This window comes from Paenibacillus sp. S150 (genome assembly GCF_019352175.1).
Lineage (GTDB): Bacteria > Bacillota > Bacilli > Paenibacillales > Paenibacillaceae > Paenibacillus_AQ.
Genome location: NZ_JACBYI010000042.1, coordinates 39,270 through 64,245, shown reverse-complemented (window position 1 = coordinate 64,245; position 24,976 = coordinate 39,270). Strand labels below are relative to the sequence as shown.

Annotated in this window: 20 protein-coding genes and 1 pseudogene; 4 read left to right on the top strand and 17 right to left on the bottom strand. The window is 54.9% G+C overall.

Going from position 1 to position 24,976, the window contains the following annotated elements; genetic code table 11:
- Window positions 1-782: 782 nt before the first annotated feature.
- The 8 genes from HYD27_RS26180 to HYD27_RS26145 all read right to left on the bottom strand — a co-directional run bounded on the left by HYD27_RS26180 (window position 783) and on the right by HYD27_RS26145 (window position 9,252).
- Complete coding sequence (locus tag HYD27_RS26180; RefSeq protein WP_219220141.1) at window positions 783-1,559, bottom strand: ABC transporter permease; 777 nt, start codon at window positions 1,557-1,559, stop codon at window positions 783-785.
- 18 nt (window positions 1,560-1,577) lie between these two features.
- Window positions 1,578-2,354 carry an ABC transporter ATP-binding protein gene (locus HYD27_RS26175; protein ID WP_219220140.1) on the bottom strand — a complete coding sequence of 259 codons (777 nt, stop codon included), beginning with the start codon at window positions 2,352-2,354 and terminating at the stop codon, window positions 1,578-1,580.
- 22 nt (window positions 2,355-2,376) lie between these two features.
- Window positions 2,377-3,405, bottom strand: coding sequence for an ABC transporter substrate-binding protein (locus tag HYD27_RS26170; protein WP_219220138.1), 1,029 nt, complete (start codon window positions 3,403-3,405; stop codon window positions 2,377-2,379).
- A 63-nt stretch (window positions 3,406-3,468) separates the two neighbouring features.
- On the bottom strand, window positions 3,469-4,923 hold the full coding sequence (locus HYD27_RS26165; RefSeq protein ID WP_219220136.1) for an aryl-sulfate sulfotransferase: 1,455 nt from the start codon (window positions 4,921-4,923) through the stop codon (window positions 3,469-3,471).
- Window positions 4,924-5,022: 99 nt separating this feature from the next.
- Entirely contained in the window at window positions 5,023-5,565 is a 543-nt protein-coding gene (locus HYD27_RS26160) for a MarR family winged helix-turn-helix transcriptional regulator (RefSeq protein WP_219220133.1), read from the bottom strand.
- A gap of 311 nt (window positions 5,566-5,876) precedes the next feature.
- Window positions 5,877-6,998, bottom strand: a complete 1,122-nt coding sequence (locus HYD27_RS26155) for a TolB family protein (RefSeq protein ID WP_219220131.1) — start codon at window positions 6,996-6,998, stop codon at window positions 5,877-5,879.
- Between the two features lie 95 nt (window positions 6,999-7,093).
- Window positions 7,094-8,560: a sensor histidine kinase gene (locus HYD27_RS26150; protein WP_219220129.1), complete on the bottom strand. Its 1,467-nt coding sequence runs from the start codon at window positions 8,558-8,560 to the stop codon at window positions 7,094-7,096.
- Window positions 8,557-9,252, bottom strand: a complete 696-nt coding sequence (locus HYD27_RS26145) for a response regulator transcription factor (RefSeq protein ID WP_219220128.1) — start codon at window positions 9,250-9,252, stop codon at window positions 8,557-8,559. Before HYD27_RS26145 ends, HYD27_RS26150 begins: the two co-directional genes overlap by 4 nt.
- Before the next feature lie 315 nt (window positions 9,253-9,567).
- Between HYD27_RS26145 and HYD27_RS26140 the strand changes: the two genes are divergently transcribed.
- Window positions 9,568-9,957 carry a hypothetical protein gene (locus tag HYD27_RS26140; protein ID WP_219220126.1) on the top strand — a complete coding sequence of 130 codons (390 nt, stop codon included), beginning with the start codon at window positions 9,568-9,570 and terminating at the stop codon, window positions 9,955-9,957.
- A gap of 251 nt (window positions 9,958-10,208) precedes the next feature.
- Here HYD27_RS26140 and HYD27_RS32230 read toward each other — a convergent pair.
- The 4 genes and pseudogenes from HYD27_RS32230 to HYD27_RS26120 form a co-directional block, all read right to left on the bottom strand.
- Window positions 10,209-10,352 (bottom strand): annotated as a pseudogene (locus tag HYD27_RS32230) (LD-carboxypeptidase); the annotation flags it as partial.
- A 781-nt stretch (window positions 10,353-11,133) separates the two neighbouring features.
- Window positions 11,134-12,162 (bottom strand): AI-2E family transporter, encoded by a 1,029-nt coding sequence (locus HYD27_RS26130; RefSeq protein WP_219220121.1) that lies wholly within the window; start codon window positions 12,160-12,162, stop codon window positions 11,134-11,136.
- A gap of 491 nt (window positions 12,163-12,653) precedes the next feature.
- A complete protein-coding gene (locus tag HYD27_RS26125; protein ID WP_219220119.1) occupies window positions 12,654-13,478 on the bottom strand; it encodes an MBL fold metallo-hydrolase in 825 nt (274 codons plus the stop codon).
- Window positions 13,479-13,661: 183 nt separating this feature from the next.
- Entirely contained in the window at window positions 13,662-14,102 is a 441-nt protein-coding gene (locus tag HYD27_RS26120) for a hypothetical protein (RefSeq protein ID WP_219220117.1), read from the bottom strand.
- 372 nt (window positions 14,103-14,474) lie between these two features.
- Between HYD27_RS26120 and HYD27_RS26115 the strand changes: the two genes are divergently transcribed.
- Both HYD27_RS26115 and HYD27_RS26110 read left to right on the top strand, forming a co-directional pair.
- Entirely contained in the window at window positions 14,475-16,259 is a 1,785-nt protein-coding gene (locus tag HYD27_RS26115; RefSeq protein WP_228745346.1) for a glycosyltransferase family 2 protein, read from the top strand.
- A gap of 69 nt (window positions 16,260-16,328) precedes the next feature.
- Window positions 16,329-17,585, top strand: a complete 1,257-nt coding sequence (locus HYD27_RS26110; protein ID WP_219220115.1) for an MFS transporter — start codon at window positions 16,329-16,331, stop codon at window positions 17,583-17,585.
- Between the two features lie 137 nt (window positions 17,586-17,722).
- Here HYD27_RS26110 and clpB read toward each other — a convergent pair whose 3' ends face one another.
- From clpB to HYD27_RS26085, 5 genes are all read right to left on the bottom strand, one after another.
- A complete protein-coding gene (gene clpB / locus HYD27_RS26105) occupies window positions 17,723-20,359 on the bottom strand; it encodes an ATP-dependent chaperone ClpB (protein WP_219220112.1) in 2,637 nt (878 codons plus the stop codon).
- The gene (locus HYD27_RS26100) at window positions 20,271-20,690 is read right to left on the bottom strand and encodes a hypothetical protein (protein ID WP_219220111.1); all 420 of its coding nucleotides are present in this window, start codon (window positions 20,688-20,690) and stop codon (window positions 20,271-20,273) included. Before HYD27_RS26100 ends, clpB begins: the two co-directional genes overlap by 89 nt.
- 27 nt (window positions 20,691-20,717) lie before the next feature.
- Window positions 20,718-21,710, bottom strand: a complete 993-nt coding sequence (locus HYD27_RS32790) for a DnaJ C-terminal domain-containing protein (protein WP_219220109.1) — start codon at window positions 21,708-21,710, stop codon at window positions 20,718-20,720.
- A gap of 508 nt (window positions 21,711-22,218) precedes the next feature.
- Window positions 22,219-22,686 carry an Hsp20/alpha crystallin family protein gene (locus tag HYD27_RS26090; RefSeq protein ID WP_219220106.1) on the bottom strand — a complete coding sequence of 156 codons (468 nt, stop codon included), beginning with the start codon at window positions 22,684-22,686 and terminating at the stop codon, window positions 22,219-22,221.
- 174 nt (window positions 22,687-22,860) lie between these two features.
- Complete coding sequence (locus tag HYD27_RS26085) at window positions 22,861-23,424, bottom strand: GNAT family N-acetyltransferase (protein ID WP_219220105.1); 564 nt, start codon at window positions 23,422-23,424, stop codon at window positions 22,861-22,863.
- A gap of 96 nt (window positions 23,425-23,520) precedes the next feature.
- Here HYD27_RS26085 and pdxR point away from each other — a divergent pair, with 96 nt between their 5' ends.
- Complete coding sequence (pdxR, locus tag HYD27_RS26080) at window positions 23,521-24,939, top strand: MocR-like pyridoxine biosynthesis transcription factor PdxR (RefSeq protein WP_219220103.1); 1,419 nt, start codon at window positions 23,521-23,523, stop codon at window positions 24,937-24,939.
- Window positions 24,940-24,976: the final 37 nt, after the last annotated feature.

The window sequence follows — 24,976 nt, the reverse complement described above, 5'->3', positions numbered from 1 at the left end:
TTCGAATCATTTACGTGATGCTTCGGGATAAAGTCCCCTATACCGAACGGGGGACCGAATATGTGAACACCCCAGAACAGACTGCGAGTTACCTAATCCAAAAACTGCAAAAGCTAGGTTTCCAAGTAGAACTGACGCCCACCACGGGATAACCATTTTAAAAAAAAATGAAGTTCCACGATAGGACCTCTGACAGTCAATTATCCTTTCGAGCTGTAAAGCGATAAAGCCTTTTTTCGTATAAATTTCAAGCAAAACAGTATCATTTAATTCAGAGCACCTATTTAGTTTTACTTTTTCCACTTAGGTGCTGTGAAATCAATGATTAACCTATCATTAGGTTTACTTTTTCCACTTGAATACTTATAACAACGAGATAAAACAGTAACTGTCCCACGCCAGCCGTGTCCTGCGCGCCGTTGCTCCACGCTTTACAACGCCGTGCTGCCTGCTGCTGCTTCAATGCAACCTGCTGCTGATTCTTGGCATCCCCCTCTGCTGCTGTACTGCCGTTGCTTCCTGCGGCTCCGGCGCTGGCGGCAATACAGGAGGCAGACCCTCCGTAGTATTTAATCGTAGAGGCCCATTATTCGCCGGACATCAAGCGGAATAGCAGCATTTGTAAGAAGAAACGGCTTCGCCGTTCTCTGAAAGAGGCAGTATCCGTTTCTCCAAAAATAGAAGGATAATTTTTAGCGTGAAACCTATAAATTCTCTTTAAAAAAACAACCATCCCGATTTCCGGACAGTTGTTTTCTATAGAGCTATTGGTGTGTTCCGCATTACCTTCTCCGCGCAGCCACATTGACCACGCCGTAGCGGTAGAGCACCTTCCGGCCGAACCAGCCGAAGAGCCGGTCCGTGGCAAAGCCCATGAAGCCCAGGCAGAACAGTCCGACAAAAATCCAGTCCGTCCGGAAGAACAGCCGGGAATTCCAGATCAGATAGCCGACACCTTCGTTCGAGGCGATCATCTCTGCGCCGATGATGGCCATGTAGGAGGTGCCCATCGCCAGGCGCACACCCGTGAAGATATACGGAATTGTAGCCGGTACAATCACATGCAGCAGTATCTGCCATTCATTCGCCCCCATGCTGCGCGCCGAGCGGATTTTGTCCTCCTCCACCGACATTACACCCGTTAAGGTGTTCAGCACGACGATGAAAAAGGTGGCATACATAATCAGGGCAATCTTCGACTGCTCCCCGATGCCGAACCAGACCAGGAACAGTGTAATGAAGGCAATCGGCGGAATGAAACGGATGAAATTCAGAAACGGCTCGGCAAAAATGCGGATGACATTCACCTTTCCGATAATCAGCCCCGCCGGAACAGCCAGCAGGCTGCCAAGCACCCAGCCGACAAGCACACGGTAAAAGCTGATGCCGATATACTGCATCAAGGTGCCGTCTTCAATCAGCTCCCGCCCTCCCTTAAGCGTGCTCCAGGGGCCGGGGATGACATCGGGACCATAGATCCAGGCGCCAAGCTGCCAGACGCTGAGTGCGGCAATCCACAGCAGCGAGACGGAGACCCATTTTTTCTCCACCCATTTCATTAGTTCTCACACCCCGATCTATTCTTCAAAATGGCTCTGAATTTGGTTATACAGCGAGTAAAATGCCGGTGAAGCCACATCCCGCGGGAAGGGCAGCGTATTGTCATAAACGTCGGTGATATTGGAGGACGGGCCCACAGACATGATGCCGATGCGTTCACCGAGCAGCAGCGCTTCCTGAATATCATGGGTCACAAAAATAACGGTTTTATGCGTTTCCCGCCAGATTTGGACCAGCTCCTTCTGCATCGTCCGCCGGGTCATTGCATCCAGCGCGCCAAAAGGCTCATCCATCAGCAGAATGGCCGGGTCATTCGCCAGCACCCGCGCCAGCTGCACCCGCTGCTTCATGCCGCCCGACAGCTCCTTCGGGAACTTCTCTTCATGGCCGCCCAGCCCGACCAGGCCGATATAGCGGTCCGAGATGGACCGGCGCTCCGCCTTGGGGGTCTTCTTCATGCGCAGCCCAAACTCCACATTCTCACGCACGGTAAGCCAGGGGAACAGGGAGGAATCCGCCTGCTGGAACACAACCGCACGCTCCCTGCCCGGCTTGTCCACCTCCACGTTGTCCACCCTCAGATTGCCGCCGGATTTGGAGACAAACCCGGCGATCATATTGAGCAGTGTCGATTTTCCGCAGCCGCTCGGACCAAGCAGCACGAAGAACTCACCGCCTTTGACCACCAGATTTACATCCTTGATAATGTAATGAACATCCCCGGCCGCAGGCTCGCTGTAGCTTTTGCGCAGCTGCTCAATATGAATGGCATGCTGCTTGGCAGGTAAAGACATGGGGCACCTCCTGAAAATTAAGTTATTTCGTGTAGGTTACTTTATCCGGCAGCGCCTGCTTCAGCGGCTCCAGACTGAGCTTGCTGTCCAGGTCAAAATCCTGCTCGATAATGCCCGTATCAACCATATATTTCTTCTGCCCGGCAAGGCTGTCGTACGCAGCCTGCGTAAATCCAACCTTCCATGGGTTGGTCGGAAGATCCTTGAGCGTAGCTTCCTTCGGCTGCTTCAATTCCTTGAACATCAGCTCCGCCACTTCCTCAGGATGCGCCTGGGCATAAGCCGAAGCTTCATCCACTGCCGCCAGGAATTCCCCGATCGCCCCGGAATTGGCCTGCACGAACTCATTTCCGGCAACAATCCCCATCCCCAGGCGCACCGGAGTCTTGGACATATCGGTCAGCTCATGAACGCCCTCAAGCGCGGCCAGCTTGTCAGTCAGCGCGGAGCCGCTGAACCAGGCGGCATCTACATCGCCCTGCTTCAGGGCAATGAAGGCTTCGTCGAATGCCCCCTGTCCCGTAAGCGTCACATCGCCCAGTGCGATGCCCTGCTCCTTGAGATATTCATCCCACAGGTACGGCAGAAAAGTGCCGCGCATGAAGCTTAGGTTCTTGCCCTTCAAATCGGCGGCAGATTTGATCTCGTCCCTTACGTACAGCTTCCATACCGCCGCCGCCTGATCTGTCGCCTGCCCGGCAGAAGCAATGATCGAATAATCGCCCTTGGCCACGGCGTTCAGCACCGGGAAGTCAGCGCCGAAGGCGACATCCACCTGCTTGATGAAGAGCGCATTCACACCTTCAGCCGGGGTGCCGAAGTTAATGATTTCCGCATCGATGCCGTGCTTCGCGAAGATGCCTTTATCCAGCGCCACGCGGAAGGTAGGATTCGTATTAATATCGGCAATTTTAATCTTTAGAGCCTTCGGCTTGCCGCTATCGTTCCCTTCGGAGGCCGCCGCGTCTCCCTTGGAGCTGCAGCCCGAGAGAACCAGCAAGAGAGATAAGGATAAGAGCAGAGCGGCTGAGCCGTACCATGATTTTTTCAAGACTATGCACCTCGTCGTTTATAAATTTTAAAAATTTGCAGCAGTGCTGATGTCGGATCAGGCCTACACGCTTCTCCGGCCGCCGGCTTCATCCGCAGTAGCCACACAAGCGGCGCCCTCCGTAAACGGCAGTGTTGTTGCCACGCTGACGACAGAATCCGATCCCTTCGGTGCGGCTCCCGGCACTCTGAAGCTGGACACATCAATCGGCTCAATCGCATTCTCCTGCGGCTTCTCCAGCTGCGGCACCCAGGCATAAGGCACACGGTATGAACGGTAGACCATATTCGTATTCCGCCGGTCGGTATACGGAGAGACATACTCCCAGACCAGCTCATGCTCTGCCGTCACCTCGAACAGGCGTCCATTCGAACCTTCTGTAATCAATGTGTTGCCGTTTGGAAGCCGCTGCGCCGAGCTGATATACGGACTGTAGAACTTATAGGAATCCGTCGGGACGGAAAAGCCCGCCTCTGCCGAGGTGTACTGCCACTCAATCTCCAGCGTCACAGGATTGATCTCCAGCACCCGCGAATGGTCGCGCAGCGCGTTCTTTTGCCCATAAGGCGAAGAGGGATTCGGCAGACCGTAGCCGCCCCAGCCGCCGTTGTCGAACACCAGCAGGTTGCCTTCGCCCGGCAGTCCCTTCGGAATGATGTGTGCGTGATGCTGGCCGATAATCCAGTCGATATGCTTCACTTCAGGCAGTGAGTAATCCGGCCCCAGCCGCCAGACAATGGCTCCGGTGCGCTTGTCGGTGATGGCGATAATATTCGCCTCCCGGGCATCCCAGATGATGTTCTCCGGATGGAAGCGCTCGTCTCCGTGATCATAGAATTTGTTCGGACCTACGTATGAAGCTGAGTTGATATGCAGCCAGTCACCCACGCCGCCGCCCAGATCGCTGAAGGAGCGGGTATTGGGATCCCGGAACAGGACATTGCGCGCCGCCTCATCAAAGCCCAGCTCGGCAAAATGGTCACTTGCCGCCCACTCCCAGACAATATTGCCCTCCCAGTCCACTTCAATAATCGTGTCATCCAGCAGCTGCTTGTCGGAAATCTCGTGGTTATGCAGATTTTTATGGGCTAGAATCAGCGTTTTTCCGCTGTTAACCGAAGGTTCAAGACCAGGAGCATAGTAGCCGACCGGATTGCCCTCCCGCTGGTAGTCGTGATGCTGGCGGGCGTACCACAGCGGTTCATAGCCGGGGTCCTCAATATGCTCATAACCGTTATATTTCCAGACCACATTGCCTTCCCAATCGACCTGCACCAGATCGACATTGTCCTGGATGCCGAATTTCGGATCTCTTCTGCCCGTACTGCCCAGCACGAAGCCGCCGGGAAGAATCTTGGCCGGAAACCCGATCAGCCCCTGCCACACATGCACCTCTTTGCCGCTCATATCGATCAGCACGACCCCTTCGTCGCCTGCCTGAAATACAGTATAACCGCTCCAGGCCTTGCCTGGGTTATATATTGTGGCTCCTGTCGGATATACGCTTGAATGTCCCATGATCATCTCTCCTAAAAGTTTTGTGAGCATAAGCTTCCTTGAACCGCTTCGTACAAAACTCGCTTCGGAAGCATACGCCTAAGTTTTGTGAGCATAAGCTCAGTAGCTGAGATAATTCTTCTTCGCGCCCCCGCGCGGCTTCTGTTCAGGGTCTCGCGGAACGGGAACCTCAGCATTCTGCTGCGCCAGCCTCAGCAGGGTCTCCGAGAACCCCTCCAGATTGCCGATGATCCGTTCGTAGAACCGGCTCTGCAGCGCAAGCTCCTCTTCGGTGAATCCCTCGAACAGAAGCGTGATACATCGGGCACCGATGTTGCCGTTGCGCTCCACCATCTCCCTGCCCTTCGCCGTAATGCCCATCAGCACCGTCCGGCGGTCATCCTCCTTGCGCCTGCGCACCGTATATCCGCCTGCCTCCAGCTTGTCGCTCAGCGCCGTGATGGCGCCCGAGGTGAAATCCAGCTGCTCCGCAAGATCGCCGAGCCGCTGCTCGCCGTCACGGATGATCTTTTGCAGTATCAGCATGCCCGGCAGGGCAATCCCCTCCACACTTACGCGGTCGCGTTCCTTCACGAATCTCCGCACCATTTTGCGGAACAGGTAATCGGCCTCCTCCAGCTGCTTCCAATGATTGTCGTTCATACTTTTCCCTGCTTTCCACATCATAGGCCATTAAAAAGGCCCCCGAACTATTCCCTGTACGGGAACAGTTGCGGGAGCCTTTGGCGGTCCAATCAGCTCAAGGTTATTATTTTGCAAAAATTATTTCACTGGTCATTTAATTAACAGTGAACTATTGTTGCTATCATATACCCCTTTATTCACACCTGTCAAGTATGAATTTAAAATCAAAAAAGGACCTTCCTGAAAAGACATACAATGCAAAGAGAGCCGTACGCTTGACACGGCCCCCAATGCGTATTGTATAAGAAACCCTGAATGCCTGTGACAGCTTAAGACAGCCTCACCACATACGTAATGAACCGGTTGCCAGTCTCATTCAGAATTGAGGCCGAGGCCAGCAGCTTCTTGCCGGAAGGGCTCCAGCGCAGCTGGTCCGCCACCTCAATATCACTTAGCACAGGCGTCTGTTCCCCGGTTTCCACTTCGGTTACGAACAAGCCATCCTGGCTCTCAGCAGCGCTTGCGGCAGTTATCGCATACGCCAGCTTGCTGCCGTCCGGCGACCAGCTGGTACCGAAGATCTGCTGGCCCGAGGCCAGCGCGGCCTGCTCATTGCCCTCACTGTCACAGAGCTTCAGCACCATCACTCCGGGTCCGGTCCGCTCCACAATCGCCAGCCTGCTGCCATCCGGCGACGGAACGGCCCACATTACATTCTTCTTCAGCACCTTGGACTGCTTCGTTTCGGTGTCATAGGCACTGAGCTGGCTGTCTTCGCCTGTGACATAGAGAATGCGGCTGCCCGTCTGAACCACCTCATGAACAAAAGAAGCCCCGATCTTCAGAACCGTTTCCAGCTCCCCGTCCGCATCAGCCCTCATTATGGCTCCCTCCATATCAGGAAAAAGCACATGCTCGCTGTCGGCCCACTGCCCTTCTGTACCTCTGAACTCCGAGCCGCTTATTCTCACAGAAGCGCCCGTGGACAGATTCATAATATAGCCGAGCCCCGTAGCTTCATACAGCTCTTTGTAGAATAGCCGCTTCTTATCAGGGGACAGCTGAGCGGCCCCATAATTCTTTTCGCCTTCCTGCAACGGGGTCTCATTGCCCGTGGAGAGGGTGTGGAGATAAAGATTATGCGGATAGCGTTCCTCGCCTTCTACCGTCTGGGGCGGAAGCTCCCGGTTCTCTTTATCGACCACAATGGCATCCTCACCGGCAAAATCCGTTCCGCGAACGCCCTCCACTTTATCAATGCCCTCCAGCTGCAGCTTGGTGTAGACCGATTCACTTGTATTGTCCAGAACGGTGATTTTTTGGCCGGATTTCTCGATTGTCTGTCTGGCTTCAGTATTTTCCGTGCTGCAGGCGGCCATGGACAGCAGAACAGACGCACCCGTCAGCAGCAGCGCCGCTTTGCGCAGTCCGCCACTCTTCTCAGGATTCATAAATGGTTTCCCCCCAGGTTGTGTTGCTCCCAGCATACCGGATGCTTATTTCGAAACCGCTCATGGAATGTTTCCAAGTTGTAAACTTCCTCCCTTTAAGACACCAGCGGAAAAGACAGCCGAAACTCCGAACCTTCACCGTCCGCTTCCAGCAGGGCAATGGTGCCGTTCTGCTTCTCCACCAGATTCCGGACGAGGGATAGCCCCAGCCCCGTGCCGCCCGACTGCCTGGCACGGTCGCGGTTAACGGTATAGAAAGGCTCGAAGATTTTGTCTCTGGCCTCCGCCGGAATGCCGATCCCTGAATCCCTGACCGTAATCCAGACCCGCTGGCTCCTGACCTCGCTCTGAAGATGCACGGTCCCTTGCGGAACATTATACTTAATCGCATTATCCAGCAGGTTGATGAAGATATGCATAAAGCTTTCTTTGTCGATCCAGATATGCGCAGGCTCTGCATCCAGTGTAATTGTAAGCCCATACCGCTCTGCCTTGCCTCTCATGCGGCTGCAGATATCCTGCAGCACACCCTGCACCTCCAGCAGTTCGGCCCGGGATTCGAAATCATATTTCTCCAGCGCCGTCAGCTGCAGCACCTTGTCCACCATCTCATACAGGCGCTGGGTTTCCCTGGCGATGCTGAGCTTGGCGTCCGACAGCAGCTTGGGATCATCGTCATACATGTTCAAGAGGTCCACATAAGCCTTGATCGAGGTCAGCGGCGTCTTGAATTCATGGCTGATATTGCCGATGTACTGCTTCTGCTGCTGCTCCAGCGCCTGCAGCTTCTGCACCGCGAGCTGCAGCTTGCGCTGCTCTTCATCCTTTGCGGCAATGCTGCTGTCAATCTCCCGGCTCATGAAGTAAATGCCCTCCGCCAGCTCGCCCAGCTCATCCTTCCGCTTCAACGGCGGAGCGGTGATATACTCGGCGCGGCGGATCGATTCCGCCGCCTTCTTGAGGCGTCCAATGGCAGCGGCAGCCCGGTTGAAATACAGGTAGCCGCCGATGAAGCTTAAGGCCAGAACAGCGGCTCCGGTTGTAAGGAACAGATTCAGCAAGGTCCGCTGGAAGCTCTGGGCGGCCTGGAGCGAATACTCAAGCTGCACAACTCCCATCTGGTTATCCGGCCCTTGCAGCGGCGCCAGATAGAGCAGCCTTTCACCGGCGCTCTGGTAGGCAATTTTGTTCTGCAGCGCGTAGGCCAGGGCATCGGCAGGCGTCTGTCCCGCCGCCGGACCTTCCTCCTGCAAGGATGTCCCAACCTGCTGCCCCTCTGCGTCGTACAGCGTAACCTGCAGCCCGGTGAATCCGGCCAGCTCTGCGGCCAGCGCTCTGCCCCGCTGCTGCATAAATGCCTGCGGCTCCAGCCTCGTACCGGTATAATACGTCTGCTTGACCCGCAGATTGACGGTTCTCACATGCTGGGCAAGCAGGCTCTCGGTCTGGGCCTGTTGATTCCGCCCGACTCCGCGCAGCACCAGATAACTCAAGACACTTATAGCCACAATGAGCAGCACGGCCAGAAACAGGCTGAACTTAAGCTTGATGCTGGTTCTCATGCGAAGCTCCCCGCCGGAACGGCTTTATAGCCGACGCCATAGACGGTCTGCAGGATATTCTGGTACGGTTCGCCCAGCTTTTTGCGCAGCCGCTGGATGTGGATATCCACTGTGCGCGTGCCTCCGGCATAATCCATCTCCCAGACCTGCTCCAGCAGTTCCTCGCGCATGTAGACACGCTGCGGATGGGAGAGCAGCAGGAGCAGCAGATCGAATTCCTTCGGCGTCAGCTCCAGCTGCTGTTCCCCAAGCTGGACGGATCTCCGGTCCGCGTGAACCCGCAGCGCGCCGTATTCGACAACCTCGCTTTTGGCTTCGGCCGAATTCTTCTCCAGCCTGCGCAGCAGCGCCTTGACCCGGGCCAGCAGCTCGCGGATCTCAAACGGCTTGGTCATATAATCGTCCGCGCCCAGCTCCAGGCCGACGATTTTATCGACGATATCATTTTTGACGGTCAGCAGAATAATTCCGATATCCCCCCGGTCCTCCAGCTTGCGGCATACATCATATCCGTTCAGCTTCGGCATCATCACATCGAGCACCATCACGTTCGGATGAAAAACAAGCGCCTTGCTCAGCGCCTCTTCACCGTCTCCTGCCGTATCCACTTCATAGCCTTCACGCCTCAGCGCATAGGCAATCGAATTTACAATACCCGGCTCATCATCGACTACCAGCACTTTCTTGGTCATTCACGGTTCACCCCTTTCACTTGCGGTCATTTAATTTCCGGCTCTGAATTGCTCATGGGCATTCTCCGTGAGGCTATACTTCCAGACGGACATTTGGCTGAAAAGTTCCTGCGCAAAAAAGAAATGAACCCAAACCGCTGTCTCAAACGTAGTATCCGGCAGAGGTTGATTCTTTAGGTTATCTTAAAGAAGAGTTAAGCTTAACCTCAGCTTTGCCGGTTACAATGTAATTAATCACAACGAAGTCATAAGTATCCCTATTCCTGTAATCAATGCCCCTGCACCGATATACCAAACTTGAAATGAGGATGAATTATGAATATCAAACGAGTGATGATTGTCGGGACGATGATTGTGGCGATCTCCTTCGGTGGAACCACCTGGGGGAAGCCCGTGGTGAGTGCCAGTCCGGTTGCCAAATGGTCTACAGCCAGCGTAGCCGATAAGGATGATTTGCTGGAAGCGCTGAACCAATCCTCCGATGAGGAGCTGTACAATGCGCTGTATGACGGCAAGTCCCTGAAAGATATCGCCGAGGAGAACGGCGGAGATATTGACAGCGTCGTTCATCTGCAGGTGTCGCAGCTTACCCAGCAGCTTGATCAGCGCCTCGCCAGCGGCAGCATCACCCGGCAGCAATATACCGTGCAAAAGGCCGAATTGAAAGAGATCGTGACGCAAAGTGCAATGACCTCCTTCGGCTGACAGAGGGTACATAGCACTTGAGTTCCCGTCCCGCTGCCTGCGGGAATCCTGGGAAACGCATACATTCCGGCAAAAAAAGGCTGTCTCCTGCGCAGATTAACTGCACATGGGTGACAGCTTCTTCTTTTGCAGGCAGGCGGCACGCCGGAGCCGGTTCACTGGCATTTCTGACGCTGATTCCTGCCAATTGTCCGCAGGAGCCAATCCAGCGGTGCTTCTGCCGATAATTCCTGCGGTATCCTTTTGCCCAATTACGGCTTGAACATCTGTTTCACCGTGCCGCTGCCCTCGCCTGACTTCAATTCCACCTCGGCATACGCCCCATTGATGAGGGTCAGCTGCGGCGGAACATGCCCGCAATCGATATCGTAGAGAACCGGAAGCTGCAATTCCTTGCTGCTCCCCACCTTAGTATGCAAGCAAGCAGAAACGGCTACGCCGTCCTTGACCGGGCATTGCAGCTGTTTGCATTTCAGGTGTAAGGCTGGCTGCTGAAGCCAGGCGGAAAGCCAGGTGGAAAAGGTCACTTCATATTCCCCCAGCCGCTTTTTCAAAAGTCCTTAGCGGGAAAAAGGAACCTTAATCGATCCGTTTCTCTTCCTTTCAGAGGAATTCGCCTGCATTAAGATGAACTTGAACCATTCATCCAAAGGGCAGCCATATTAGTGGTAAAAAGGATAACTAATCCGCCGCATTCGGATCCTGGATCATCCCTAGTGGGAAAAAGTACACCTAATTCGGCTGAAATCGGGCATATGGGGGGAGCGGGCCTCCATTAGGTGTACAAAATCCCACTAAAGCTCGTTAAAGCCAGAATTCCTGCCCATTAGTGTTACTTTTTACACTTCGCTTCCGTTCCTTATGAACCTCCTTGCTTTTCATCAGCTTGTTCAGGCTCTCCGGTTCAATTCATCCTGAATTCCGAAAGTGAATGGAACCAATGTAGAGCTTTTTAGATGATTTGTGGATACTTACTTTCGAAATTCAGGATAAATTCTTATCCTTCAAGTGGAAACGGCTTCGCCGTCCTTATAAAGGAGTGTTTCAGCGATAAATAGAAGGATCATTTAGTGCGCCGAGCATATAAATTATATTTTAAAAAAAGCGGCATTCAAACTGCGGTCAGTCTGAATGCCGCTTATATAGTGTACCAAATCCGCGGTGCCGCAGCACAGCTTAGACCTCCGGTTTCTCCCGGGTAATGTCCAGAATATCAAGGAAAAAGACGAAAATCGGGATGCCCAGAATCAGGCCCCATACGCCGATATAATGCTCGGAGAACAGCAGCACAATGAAGGTGTAGAACATGGGAAGGTTCATTTTGGAGGACATCAGCTTCGGATTCAGGAAGTAGCCTTCCATGAAATGCAATACAGCTATCAGCCCCAGCACGTAGATGGTCATCATCAGTCCGCCGATATTGTACCCGATGAGGCACAGCGGAACGAGTGAGATCACAAACCCGACCACGGGAATCAGGCTGAGCAGGAAGATCATAATCGACAGCGCGAACAGGTACGGGAAAGGCTCAAAGAAAAAGCCAAGCACCCATAAGCCTACTACAGTGAAGAGGGTATTGAACAAGGCAATAAGAATCTGTGCTTCAATCACCTTGCCGAAGGAAGAGATGAATTTTTTGCCGAAGTACTCCAGTTCCACATAGAACCAGGAAATCTTGCTGTCTCTCAGTCGGGTAGTGAAGCTGACAATGCGGTTTTTCTCCAGGATGAAGACGAAGCTTAGAATGGTTGCTAATACGAAGGTGGTCCCCCAATTGCTGATTTTCAGCACATATCCAATGCCCTGGGTCATATAAGACTGGTAATTCAAGTCCTTCATTTGGCTGAATATATACTGGGTAATTTCATTTTGCGGAAGATCATCAGAGGTTAGAGTGGTCAGGAAATCGGTCAGCTGCCTAATCTGCGTATATACCTTGGGCAGATACTTGACGAGCGCCAGCACAATCATCGTGATTAGAGCTAGATATAAAATGACAATAATAACCTTGCTGTTCACCTTGACGTATTTGCCGATCCGCTTGGACAGCAGCACCTGAAAGCTGTTCATGACATAAGCAATTAGAAACGTCAGGAGCACAAGATTGAGCATATCTCTAATACTGTACAGCAGCAGTGCAATCAGCGCGAGAATCAAAAAGCGCCGGACTGTTAAATTCGCATAGTAACGCTTGAATACATCCATTGTTTCTCTGTTCCTCTCCATTCGCTTGCGATTAGTACCTATATTTTATAGTCTACAGTAATGAAATAACTTATAGCAACTGAAAGCCTTGTCAAATGCGCGAAAAACCAAACTTTATGTCGATTTCCGGAGGTCTGACCGCTGTAAGCTATACTATGCAAGTGGAAACGGCTTCGCCGTCCTTATAAGGACGGTATCCGTTTCAGCGAGAAAGATAAGGCTAATGTATAGCGTGAAACATATATATTCTTATCTTTTGAAAAAACTGGAGACCGCATCCGCAAAATTCAGCAGAATTTGTAAGGAGCTGCGGAGGCGGCGTTATGTGCAAGGCAACGCGGGTACAGCAGAATGGCAGCCCGCCTGCACCCTTGACTGTCATCATGCAATGCCCGCGCCGCATGCATGGATCTCGAGCGATACGGAAGTGCGAGTCCCGGTATGAGCGCTGGAGCAGAATGTAATCCGGGATTAAAAGCAGGCCGCCGCCGCTAACCGCCAGTCCCGCCCAGCTCACGCTTAATCCGTTCCTGATTGCTGCGGTGGAATTTGCGCATATTGCGGGGGAAGGCGCAGCCCGCAATGAGATGATCTGCCGCTTCTCCAGCAGCTACAGCCGCCCGCAGGCGGCGGATGTAATCCAGGCCTGCGCCTCTGCGCCGCTCGATTTCCGGCTGACTCTCCGCTGCTTCCCCATGTCCGGGCACCAGCAGCGGTACAGGATGCCGGGCGATAATCCGCTCCACCTTGCCAAGCGTTGCTTCGTAGGCAGTACTGCTGTCATAAATATAGGGAAACTCAACATCCGACAAATAATCTCCGGCAATGAACAGGCGGGGTGAATCAACCACCGTGAACAGACCGTCATTGGTATGACCCGGCGCAGCATATCCCGTAAGCTGCAGTTCTCCGAATACCATCGTCTGCCCGTCCTGCCCCATGATATGATCCACATCAGGGTAGGTAATCTCATAAGATCTTCTGAGGTAGTAATTATCGTCAAAGGCACGAATTTCTTCCAGAATGCTTTCCCGCTCTTCCCGGCTTTTGTCCGTGAAGGCTTTGCTGGCAATAACCTCAGCTTCCGCGAAGGCGCCGTATCCGATAATATGATCAAAATCCGAATGCGTGAACAGCAGCAGCAGCCGTCTTCCGCCCAGAACACCGCTGACATATCGACGGATCTCCTCCACCTCGCCCGGCAGCCAGCAAGGATCAACGACCAATACATGTCCGGCGCTCTCCACAACCAGGGAATTGGTCTCATACAGCTCACTCCGGAACAGGGTGATTTCACCTCGCTTCCACTTCAGCACCTGGGTTCCTCCTTCACAATAAGTTGATTTCTGAACCGTTGGACAACACGAACGGATTGAACCCGGCTGGCCCCTATGTACTGCATATCGTTTTTCCGCTTCTTAACATACGCCCGTATTATAATATGCGTTTCAGATGAATACACGATAACCCGCAAAAGCTCCTTTTACTTCACAGCAGAATTATCGCTGAACCGGCTCAATCCGGCAGGACCCTTCAGCACCCGCAGGGCCGCCGGTAATCCGCCAGCCGTAGGAGAGCACGGCTTCCAGCCGGTTTTTCTCAGCTTCGGTCAAGGTCACTTCCACCGCTTCCTTGCCTTCCTTAAGCTCCAGCCCGGCCGGCTTGCCGAGGGCAACGGATATCCAGCTGCGGATGCCGCGGATCGTATTGTACTTGATCCGGTAGCCGCCAGTTACCGCCTGCCGGAATTCCTCAGGCCGCTCCCCTGCCAGAGTGGTCAGGCGGGCATAATCAAATTTATATTCACTCTCGTCCGCAGGCAGCTCTCCCGACGCCGCTCTGCGCAGCAGTTCCTCGTCGGACCAGCCGAGAGAACGCAATGATTCCACCAATAAGGCATCCCATTGCGATAACTTCACTTTGCTTGCCGTCTCTGTCATCTCATAACCTCCTAATGATGGTTTGGATATTAAGCCGATTTTCACTTGCATGTTGGTCCGTTACCAAGGAGATCGTCAGGGATCGCAAATTCCGGACGCCGTTGTCTCAGTCCGAGGCCACATAGTGGCCGGTCCTGAACGGAGACGTCCAGCGCCGAGATCGGCTCGTCGCAGACGACAAATTCAGGCCGGACCGGCAATGCCCGAGCAATGGCCTATTCTCTGTCTAAGCGGTATTGTACAACAGTCCGTTTCCAGACGACAATTCATATATTTCCGGACCCGGCAAAAAATAAGGGGTAGTCCAGTACGTCTGCAAATATATTGAATATATATAATCCATACATCTATTTGTACTGGAGTGGACAATGAATGAGCAAGAGCAAGAACAAGACACGTGTGCTGCTCGGCAGTCCGATTCACCAGAAGCCGCATATTCTGCAGCAATTTCTGAATTCTCTGCTGCGCTTGCGGCGCGCGGGCTTCGAACTGGATTTCTATCTGATCGATGACAACGAGGATGAGGCCTCCAGCCGTCTGCTCGAGACCTTCGCAGCAAGCGGGAATGAAGTGTTTCTGCAATCCTCCGGCTTTCATGATGCCTATATCCGCAACGATACGACCCACTTCTGGAATTCCAATCTGGTCTGGAAGGTGGCCGGCTTCAAGAACCTGATGATCCGGCGGGCCGAAGCCTTCGACTACGATTATCTGTTCCTGATCGATTCCGATCTGATTCTGCATCCCGATACCCTGCTGCACCTGATCGGGACGGGCAGGGACATTATCTCCGAGGTGTTCTGGACGCAGTGGCAGCCGGGGACCCTGCTGCAGCCGCAGGTCTGGATGCACGATGAATACAACCAGTGGGAAGCCGAGCCGGGCGAGCAGCTCAGCCAGGAGGAGATCAACCGCAGATTCCATCAATTCCTGGCCAAGCTGCAGCAGCCGGGCATTTATGAAGTGGGCGGACTGGGCGCCTGTACACTGGTCAGCCGCGGGGCTATTGCTGCGGGAGCAAGCTACGACAGAGTGCGCAATATCTCCTACTGGGGCGAAGACCGCCACTTCTGCATCCGCGCCGCCGCTCTGGGCATCCCGCTATATGTGGATACCCACTATCCGGCGCTGCACCTGTACAGGGACAGCGACCTTGATAAGGTAGCGGATTTCATCCGGCTCTGCTCAGCGGGGCCCGGGCTGGAGGCAGAGGCGGAAGCGGCTGGCACCGGAGCGGCAGCAGCACCAGAGCCGGAGACCGGGAAGGATGCGGGAACGGGAGCGGCAGCAGAGCAACCGGCACAGTCCTCCGAACAGGACGGCCCCAAGCCTTGGACGGAGGCGGAAGCCCGGCGGCGGCTGCATAAGGAGCCGCTGTTCCGGGAGGAATCAGACAGCGAAAAAGCCGTCCGGGCGGCGGCTGAATTTGCTGCAGCTTTTACCGAACGGGCTGCCTCCCGCAGACCCAAGCTGACCTTGACAATGGTGGTCAAAAATGAAGGCCGGCGTTTCCTGCGCCAGGTTCTGCAGACACACCGCCAGTATATCGACGAGGCCGTCATCATCGACGATGGCAGCACCGATGACACAGCCGACATTTGCCGGGAGGTCCTGCAGGGCATTCCGCTGCACCTTGTGCGCAACAGTGTCTCCAAGTTCAGCAATGAATCCGAGCTGCGCAAGCAGCAGTGGGACGAGGTCGTGAAGAGCAGCCCTGAATGGATTCTGAGCCTGGATGCGGATGAGATTTTTGAAGAGCGGTTTGCCGGGGACATCGACAGCCTGCTGCGCGAGGACAGCTGCGATCTGTTCTGCTTCCGCCTGTTCGATTTCTGGGACGACCGGCATTACCGCGAGGACAGGTACTGGCGCTCCCATCTAAGCTACCGGCCTTTTCTGCTCCGCTACCGCGAGGATTTCAACTATGAGTGGAACGATCTTCCGCAGCACTGCGGACGGCTGCCGGAGAATATTTTTGAGCTCCCCCATCTGTTAAGCAATCTGCGGCTGAAGCACCTGGGCTGGTCCAGGCCGGAATACCGCCTGGATAAATATTTGCGTTATATGCTGCTTGATCCCGATGGACAGTACGGCTGGAAAGAACAGTATCTGTCCATTCTTGACCAGCATCCAAATCTGGTTCCTTGGACAGAGTGAGCGGTGGTATAATGAACCTCATGCGGTTTGCCCCTTAACCCGGCGCAACTAAACTCCAGGAGGTACATCTTGAAAGCTGACCCGACTGTCCATTCCGCTTCATCCAAACGCAATTATACACTGCAGCTGCTGACCGTCTTCGTCGGCTTCCTGGTCTTCGGCTTCTCTGAAAATATCAAAGGTCCCGCCATTCCGCGCATCCAGTACGATCTGCGGCTCGACGAGATGCAGCTGGGCACTCTGCTGTCACTGAATTCACTCGGTTATCTGCTGGCCTGCACCTTCACCGCCCTGCTGATCCGCAAGATCGGCATCAAGGCGGTCAGCCTGCTTTCCTTCGGCTCGATGGCCGTATCCGGTATCTTCATTTTCCTCTCCCATAGCTATCCGGCGCTGTCAGGATCTTTTTTCCTGATGTATATCGGCAACGGCATGCTGGAAATCGGCCTGGCCGTGCTTGGAGCCAGGATCTTCGTGAAAAACACAGGAACCATGATGAACCTGTCCCATTTCTTCTATGGCCTCAGTTCAACCGTGGCGCCGCTGCTCTCTTCCGGGCTGATGACTGTAACGGTATTCGGCCATATGCTGGATTGGCGGGGAGTTTACCTGCTGATTCTCATGCTGTCGGTGATTCCGATGCTTCCGGCGTTTCTCGGCAAATTCCCGGGCGACGCCACCTTGTCCGAGGATCGCATCCCGCTCTCGGCCATTTCCCGTGATCCGGTAATTTGGCTGCTGGTGGCTGTGCTATCATTTGGTGTTATTTCGGAGCTGGCCGTCGGCGGCTGGCTGGTGAACTTTCTGGAAAAAGCGTACGGCTGGCAGACCCCGGCCGCTTCAGGCATGCTGTCCGCCTTCTTCCTCTGCTTCACACTCGCCCGCCTTGCGCTTGGTCCCTTGACGGACAAAATCGGCTTTGCCCTGTCGCTGATCCTGTTCTCCGCCTTCACAGGCCTCTGCACCTTTGCCGCCATCCTCTGGGGGGAGCCCGGCGCCGTCCTGTTCGCCATCGCCGGCATCGGCATCGCGCCGATTTATCCGACGGTGATGGCGCTGATCGCCGACCGCTACCGCAACGGAAGCGATACCGCCATCACCTTCGTCGTGACCTTGATCGGCGCAGCCAGCGTGCTCGGCAACTACTTCATCGGTGTGATCACCGGGGGAATCAAGCAGCTGTTTTCCTCCGGGCAGGAAGACGGAATCGGGCTGCTCCGGGGACTGCAGGCGGGCTACGGCTTCATCGGATTATGCGCACTGCTCTGCTCCGTATCGGCTTACCTGCTGTACCGCCATTTGAAAATGAGAGGGCAATTGATGTAAGGTTGCATATTGCCTGCACTAACCCGGCATGGGCAGCATTACGGCCAAATTAAAAGCATGCGGACGCTTATTGGCGTGGAGATGAAGCCCTGACCTCCCTTTTCCGGTCGATTTAGGGACATCTGCTTATGTTTGAATTAATTCAGCGCCTCCGCAGACTTCGGACGGGTAATCGATACGGACAGCTCGCCTCCCGCTTCATTGACCTCCATCACCGAGCCTTCTTCTGCCTCACCGGCTATCAGCGCACGCGCCACTCTTGTCTCCAGGCTTCGCTGGATGAAGCGTTTCAGCGGTCTTGCGCCATACACCGGATCAAAGCCTTCCCTGGCGATGAACCGCACCGCCGGATCGCTAAGCGCAAGACCGACGCCGCGCTCAGCCAGGCGCTGGCGCAGGCCTTCCACCAGCTTCACGACAATCCGTTCAATTTCATCCAGCGCGAGCGGCTTGAACATTACGATGTCGTCCACCCGGTTCAGAAACTCCGGCCGGAAATGGGCGCTGAGCTCCTTCATAACCCGGTCCTTGACTGCATTTGTAAGCTCCCCGTTGTCATCGGTGCCCTGGATGAGATGCGGCGAGCCAATGTTCGAGGTCATGATGATGATTGTATTCTTGAAGTCCACCATCCGGCCCTGCGAATCGGTCAGCCGCCCGTCATCCAGCAGCTGCAGCAGGATATTGAACACATCTGGATGGGCTTTTTCCACTTCGTCCAGCAGCACCACCGTATACGGCTGGCGGCGAACCGCTTCCGTAAGCTGGCCGCCCTCTTCATAGCCGACGTAGCCCGGAGGCGCACCGACCAGGCGGGAAACACTGTGCTTCTCCATATACTCCGACATATCGATGCGGATCATGCCGTCTTCGCGGTCAAACAGCGATACCGCCAGCGCCTTGGCCAGCTCTGTTTTACCGACACCGGTAGGTCCGAGGAACAGGAACGAGCCAATCGGGCGGTTCGGGTCCTTGATCCCGGCCCTTGCCCGGAGCACCGCATCCGTAACCAGCCGGACAGCTTCTTCCTGCCCCACTACCCGCTCATGCAGCGTATCCTCCAGCCGCAGCAGCTTATCCCGCTCGCCTTCCACGAGTCTGCTGACCGGAACACCGGTCCAGCGGGATACAATATCGGCAATTTCCTCCTCCGTCACAGCTTCACGCAGCAGCCGGCTCTCCTGATCCTGCGACGCCGCTTCCTCCGCTGCCTTCAGCTGCCGCTCCAGATCGGGAATAATACCGTAGCTGAGCTCCGCAGACTTATTAAGATCGTAGACCTCCTGGGCGTCTACCAGGTCTTTGCGGGCCTGCTCCAGCTTCTTCTTAAGCTCCCGCAGATCTTGAATGGCCGATTTTTCCTTCTCCCAGCGTGCTGTCATGCCCAGATGCTTCTCCTTGAGATCAGCCAGCTCACGCTGCAGGATTTCCAGGCGGCGCTTGCTGGCGTCGTCGGTTTCTTTTTTGAGCGCAGCTTCTTCAATCTCCATCTGCATCAGGCGGCGGGTCACCTCATCCATCTCGCCAGGCATGGAGTCAATCTCCGTACGAATCATGGCACACGCTTCGTCCACCAGATCGATCGCCTTATCGGGCAGGAAGCGGTCGGTAATATAGCGGTTGGACAATACGCCCGCCGCAACCAGTGCGCTGTCATGGATTTTCACACCGTGATGCACCTCGAAGCGCTCCTTCAGCCCGCGCAGAATGGAAATGGTATCCTCGACATCCGGCTCACTGACCAGCACCTGCTGGAAGCGGCGCTCCAACGCAGGGTCTTTCTCGATATATTTGCGGTATTCATCCAGGGTCGTCGCCCCGATGCAATGCAGCTCGCCGCGCGCCAGCATCGGCTTCAGCATATTGCCGGCATCCATTGCGCCTTCGGTTTTGCCAGCGCCGACAATGGTATGCAGCTCATCGATGAAGAGGATAATCCGTCCGTCGCTCTCACGGATTTCCTTCAACACCGCCTGCAGCCGTTCCTCGAATTCTCCCCGGTACTTCGCTCCGGCAATCAGCGCGCTCATATCCAGCGAAAAAATCGTCTTGTCCCTCAGCCCCTCCGGCACATCCTTGCGGACAATCCTGTGAGCCAGACCTTCAACAATCGCTGTCTTCCCTACACCGGGTTCCCCGATCAGCACCGGATTGTTTTTCGTCTTGCGGGAGAGGATGCGGATTACCCGGCGAATCTCTCCATCCCGTCCAATGACGGGGTCAATCTTGCCCGCCCGCACCTCGGCCACCAGATCGCGGCCGTATTTCTCCAGCACCTCATACGTTGCTTCCGGCTCCCGGCTTGTCACCCGCTGATGGCCGCGGATTTCAGCAAGCACCCCCAGCAGCTTGTCGCGCGTCAGCCCGCGGCTCATGAACAGCCCGCGCAGCTCCCGGTTCCCGCTGCTGGAATCGGACACCATCGCAAGCACCGCATGCTCCACTGCCACGAATTCATCCTGCATCTGCGCGGCTTCCTTCTCAGCCTGCTCCAATACGGCGATCAGCGATGGCGACGCATAACGGCGCATCGTGCCCGCCCCTGAGCCGCTGACGCTCGGCTTCCGCTGCAGCAATTCCTCCGTGCCCTGAAGCAGCCCGGGCACAGGGATATTCATCTTCTGCAGCAGACGCGGCAGAAGACCTTCATGCTGCTGAAGCAGCGCCTTGAGCAAATGGAGATTGTCAATCTCCTGATGCCCGCTGGCCGCTGCCAGCGACTGCGCTGCGGCAACCGCCTCTTGCAGCTTCTGTGTTAATTTGTTGAAGTCCATCTTCTTCATCACCTTTCTGTGTTTGCTTGTTCGCCGGGCTCGGGCGGCCGCCCGCACTGCGCTCAACAACGGCATTTCTGCCGTTATTTCCTCCACTCCCGGCCTCGCCGCGCTCAACAACGGCATTTCTGCCGTTATTTCCTCCACTCCCGGCCTCGCCGCGCTCAACAACGGCATTTCTGCCGTTATTTCCTCCACTCCCGGCCTCGCCGCGCTCAACAACGGCATTTCTGCCGTTATTTCCTTCACTCCCGGCCTCGCCGCGCTCAACAACGGCATTTCTGCCGTTATTTCCGCCAAGCCCGCCGGGCCCGCGCTCGCCGGCCTTCATTCGCGCCGCCGCAGCCGCGGCCTGCGCTTAGCCCATCGCGGCCTTGCGCCGCCCGGAGCCTGCCTCCCGCCGCTTCGCTCCGGCCTGAAAGCTGCCAGCTTCGGCCAGCTGGCGGTACAGCTTCTTCTCCGCCTCAGACAGCTTGGCGGGAATCACAATCTCCACCGCGAACAGAATATCACCGTTCGTGCCATCCGGGCGCTTCAGCCCCTTGCCGGTAAGGCGCAGCGTCTTGCCGCCAGCCATTCCGGCCGGAATCTTCAGCTTCACGCTGCTGCCATCCGGCAGCGGAACCTTGGCTTCGCCGCCAAGGACGGCCTGCCATGGCGCAATCTCCACGGAGCCGTACAGGTCTCCGCCCTCCGGCTCGTAGATGTCATGCGGCAGCAGATGCAGCGAGATCAGCAGATCGCCGCCTTGCGCTGCTCCACCGCTGCCGGGAATCCGAAGCACCGTTCCCTCGGCGGCACGCGGCGGAATGCTGACATTCACATCTTTGCCGAAGACCTGCACCCGGATGTTTCCGCCTTTATATGCCTGCTCCAGGGATACTTCAAGCTGCGCCTGCATTGTACTGCCCGCCTCGCCGAAAGGACCGCCGGCACCGCCGCTGCCGGAGAAAAAATCAAATCCCGCCCGGTCCGCAGCCCCCCGGCTGCCAAAAAACATTTCAAACAAATCCTCACCCTGAATACCGCCGCCGGAGGAGGAGTAGCTTCCGCCCCAGCCCGCTCCAAAGGGCGATTCCCCATACGCCGACGAAGAGGCTCCGCCCCGCCGCGTTCCGCCGCTGGCTGCGCCGCCGAAACCGTAGCGCAGCTCCTCATCATAGGACTTTCTTTTTTCGTCATTGCCCAGCACCTCATACGCTTCCGCCGCTTCCTTAAATTTGGCTTCCGCCTCCGGTGCCTTATTGACGTCGGGATGCCATTTCTTGGCCAGCTTCTGGTAGGCTTTTTTAATCTCCTGCTTCGAGGCCTTTTCCCCTACGCCCAGGGCTTCGTAATAGTTTGCCGCCAAGGGTACCTCCTCCTTTCGTATAATGCGGCTGCATAGCCGATGCTTTTCTGTAATTCCGGGCCGCTTGCCGTTAGCTTGTTTATACCTGAATCTTTATATTTAACTCCGCCGTTCCTTCGGCTCCAGCGCTGTATGGACATCTGAAGGGGAAGGGTTATATAAATCACGGAGTATTCTACCTTTTATTACCCTCTTTCCTGCTCCATCCTGAGCGTTTGCCCCATTCAGCCAAATCTCCGCACATCCAAGCCTATTCTTCACAAACAGGGATTATCCTGAGATATTCCCACATTTCATGAAAAAGCGCACCATAGCCGGAATCCCCACTACAATGCGCCTGTATGATGGTGCTATATGAAAAGCCCTTCGAAACCGCCGATACTGCCGGAGCCTTAACGGGATAACGGCCCCTAAATTTCAGCCGGTCTTTCCGGACTTGGACGTCTCCGTCCCCTACGCAGCCATGCCCTCTGCTTCACCGGAAGCATCCGCACGGCCAGCCTGCCGTTTATTGAAGCTGCTCACCGGATGAGCCGCTGTCCTGAATCTCAATGCGTTTACCCTGCGACTTTTGCCGCTTCGGTACCGACAGGGTCAGCAGACCGTCCTTCAGTGAAGCACGGATTTCATCATCAGCAATGTCCTGTACATAGAACCGGCGCACGTATTCTCCATACCGGCGTTCTCTGCGCACCACCTGATGGTCTTTGTTTTCCTCGCTGTTTTCTTCCTTGCGCACCGCCTTGATCGTCAAATAAGGGCTGGCGTAATCGATGTCGATTTCTTCTTTTTTGAAGCCGGGCATTTCAGCCTCAATCAGATACGCCTGCTCGCTCTCGCGGATATCTGTCCGGAAGGACATCGTCGAGCTTTTAATCGGTGCAAAAAAATCATCATTGAACACTTCATTCAGGGACTTGGCCAGCACACCAAAAGCATCATCTCTGCGTTTTCCAAAAGGAACCAAATCAAACATCATACATTCTCCTTTCATTTGACTTTGACTTTATTTGACCTATGGCTTTATTATAGTTCCCGTCACGGGGGAAGACAAAACCTGTATAAGCCGAAAATCCGGGAAAATCCGGCGTTTCAGCTCAATTTTTATTATAAATTTCAGGATTTTTAACTTTTTGACCTTATTTGACCTTCACTGGATATAACGCTCCCGGTACTCCGTTTCCAGCATGCTCAGCATTACCACATCATGGTACTCATGGTTGTAGAAAAGCGTCTGCCGCCGCACGCCCTCCCGGACAAAGCCTACGGACTCATACACGTGGGCGGCACGTGTATTATATGCGTAAACTTCAATTTCAATCCGGTGCAGATTCAGAATTCCGAAGCCGTAATCCAGCAGCAGCAGCAACGCCTCCCGGCCATAGCCTTGTCCCTGATGCCGCTCCTCACCGATGGCAATCCGCAGATTGGCTGTACGGTTATTGCGGTCCATATCCTGAATGGCGATATCGCCGATTGCCTCGTCATTGTCCTTAAGTGCGATCAGCAGCAGTACCCCGCTGTCATCTCCCGCTTTGCGTTCAATATATGCCGCGATCTCCTCCTTCGTAAGATGCTTCTGCGTTCCAGTAAGCCTGCGGGTCTCGGCACCGTAAAACATATGGTAATACAGTTCGGCGTCTTCCCCGTTCAGCGGGCGCAGATACACCTTTTCTCCCATTAACAGTCCAGATTGCTTGCTCAAAGGCTTCATCTCCTGTCTTCTGCATAGCTCTATGGTATTGCAGAACTGTATACTTTAAAATGGACAAAACCAACCTTTTTCAAAGGACAGTCAAGGAGGAAGCTTATGCTGCTTGTGCCGCCGCTTCAAGAGAATAATAGAATTCCTTATTACATACAGCTGTATGATTATTTCAAAAAAGAGATTATCAGCGGAACGCTCCCCGCAGGCGCACATCTGCCCTCTGTCCGCAATTTGGCCGCCCAAGTCCATACCAGCACCACTCCAGTAGAGCTTGCCTACCAGCAGTTGCTGGCAGAGGGCTTCATTGTGAGCAAGCCCCGCAGCGGCTACTATGTACAGCAGGTTTATCTGATCAGCGGAGTTAGGCCCCCTCAGGAACAAAGCCCGTTGCCCGCACGGCCCATTACGGCCAGGGATTCCCGGAGCTATGCTTATGATTTCCATATTTCGCGCAATGATTTCTCCGTGTTCCCGCACAAAATATGGCGCAGCCTCTACCAGGAGCAGCTCTCCAATCCCGATTTGCTGCAGTATGGCGATCCGCAGGGAGAGCCTGCTCTGCGCGGGAGCCTCGCCGTCCATTTGCGGCAATTCCGCGGACTGCAATGCACTGCAGAGCAGATTGTGATCGGCGGCGACCAGTATACGCTATGCTCCCTTGCCGCGCTCCTGCTTCAGGGGAGGACAAGCCGGCTCGCCATTGAAGATCCGGGATATCATCTGCTGCCGGCCACATTTAAAAGACATGGCTTCGAAATCCTTCCCATTCCTTTACAGGAGGATGGGCTTGATGTGGCGAAGCTCTGTAGCAGCGGGGCTAGTGCCGCATATATCTCGCCTTCCCACCAGTTCCCCCGGGGTATGGCGATGCCGGTTACAGAGCGTCTGGCCCTGCTGGAATGGGCCCGGGCAAGCGGAGGCTGCATTATCGAGGATGATTATGACGGTGAATTCCGCTATCACGGACGGCCGATTCCCGCACTCCAGGGACTGCAGGAGGACAGTCCGGTCATCTACATGTGCAGCGCGGCCCAATCGGTAGCCCCGGCCTTGTGCATTCACTATATGGTCTTGCCCAAGGCAATGCTGCCCGGCTATCACCGGCTGAAAAACGAGCTGTACCTGGAGCATTCAGCCTCACGGCTCAATCAGATTGCATTGCATTATTTTATCGGCAGAGGATATTTGGCGAAGCATTTGCGGAGAATGCGGCTGCTCTATCAAAGGAAGCATGACCTGCTCCTGCAAGCCATACACACACATTTCGGGGAACAGGCGTCTGTAAGCGGCCAGGGGGCGGGATTTCACATTCTGCTTACGCTAAGAAGCGGCGGCAGTGCGCGCCAGCTTGCAGAACTGGCAGGGGCTGCCGGCATCCGGGTCACACCAATGTCCTATACCTGGTGGAACCGGGCCGGCAGCGATGAACCGGAGTTTATTATAGGCTTTGGAGGTATTGCCGAGGAGTTCATTGAGGAGGGCATCCGGCGTCTGGCTGAAATATGGCAATCCTACATGTAAGCTATTGCAGATTTTATTTCGAAGGGGAAGGTAGGCG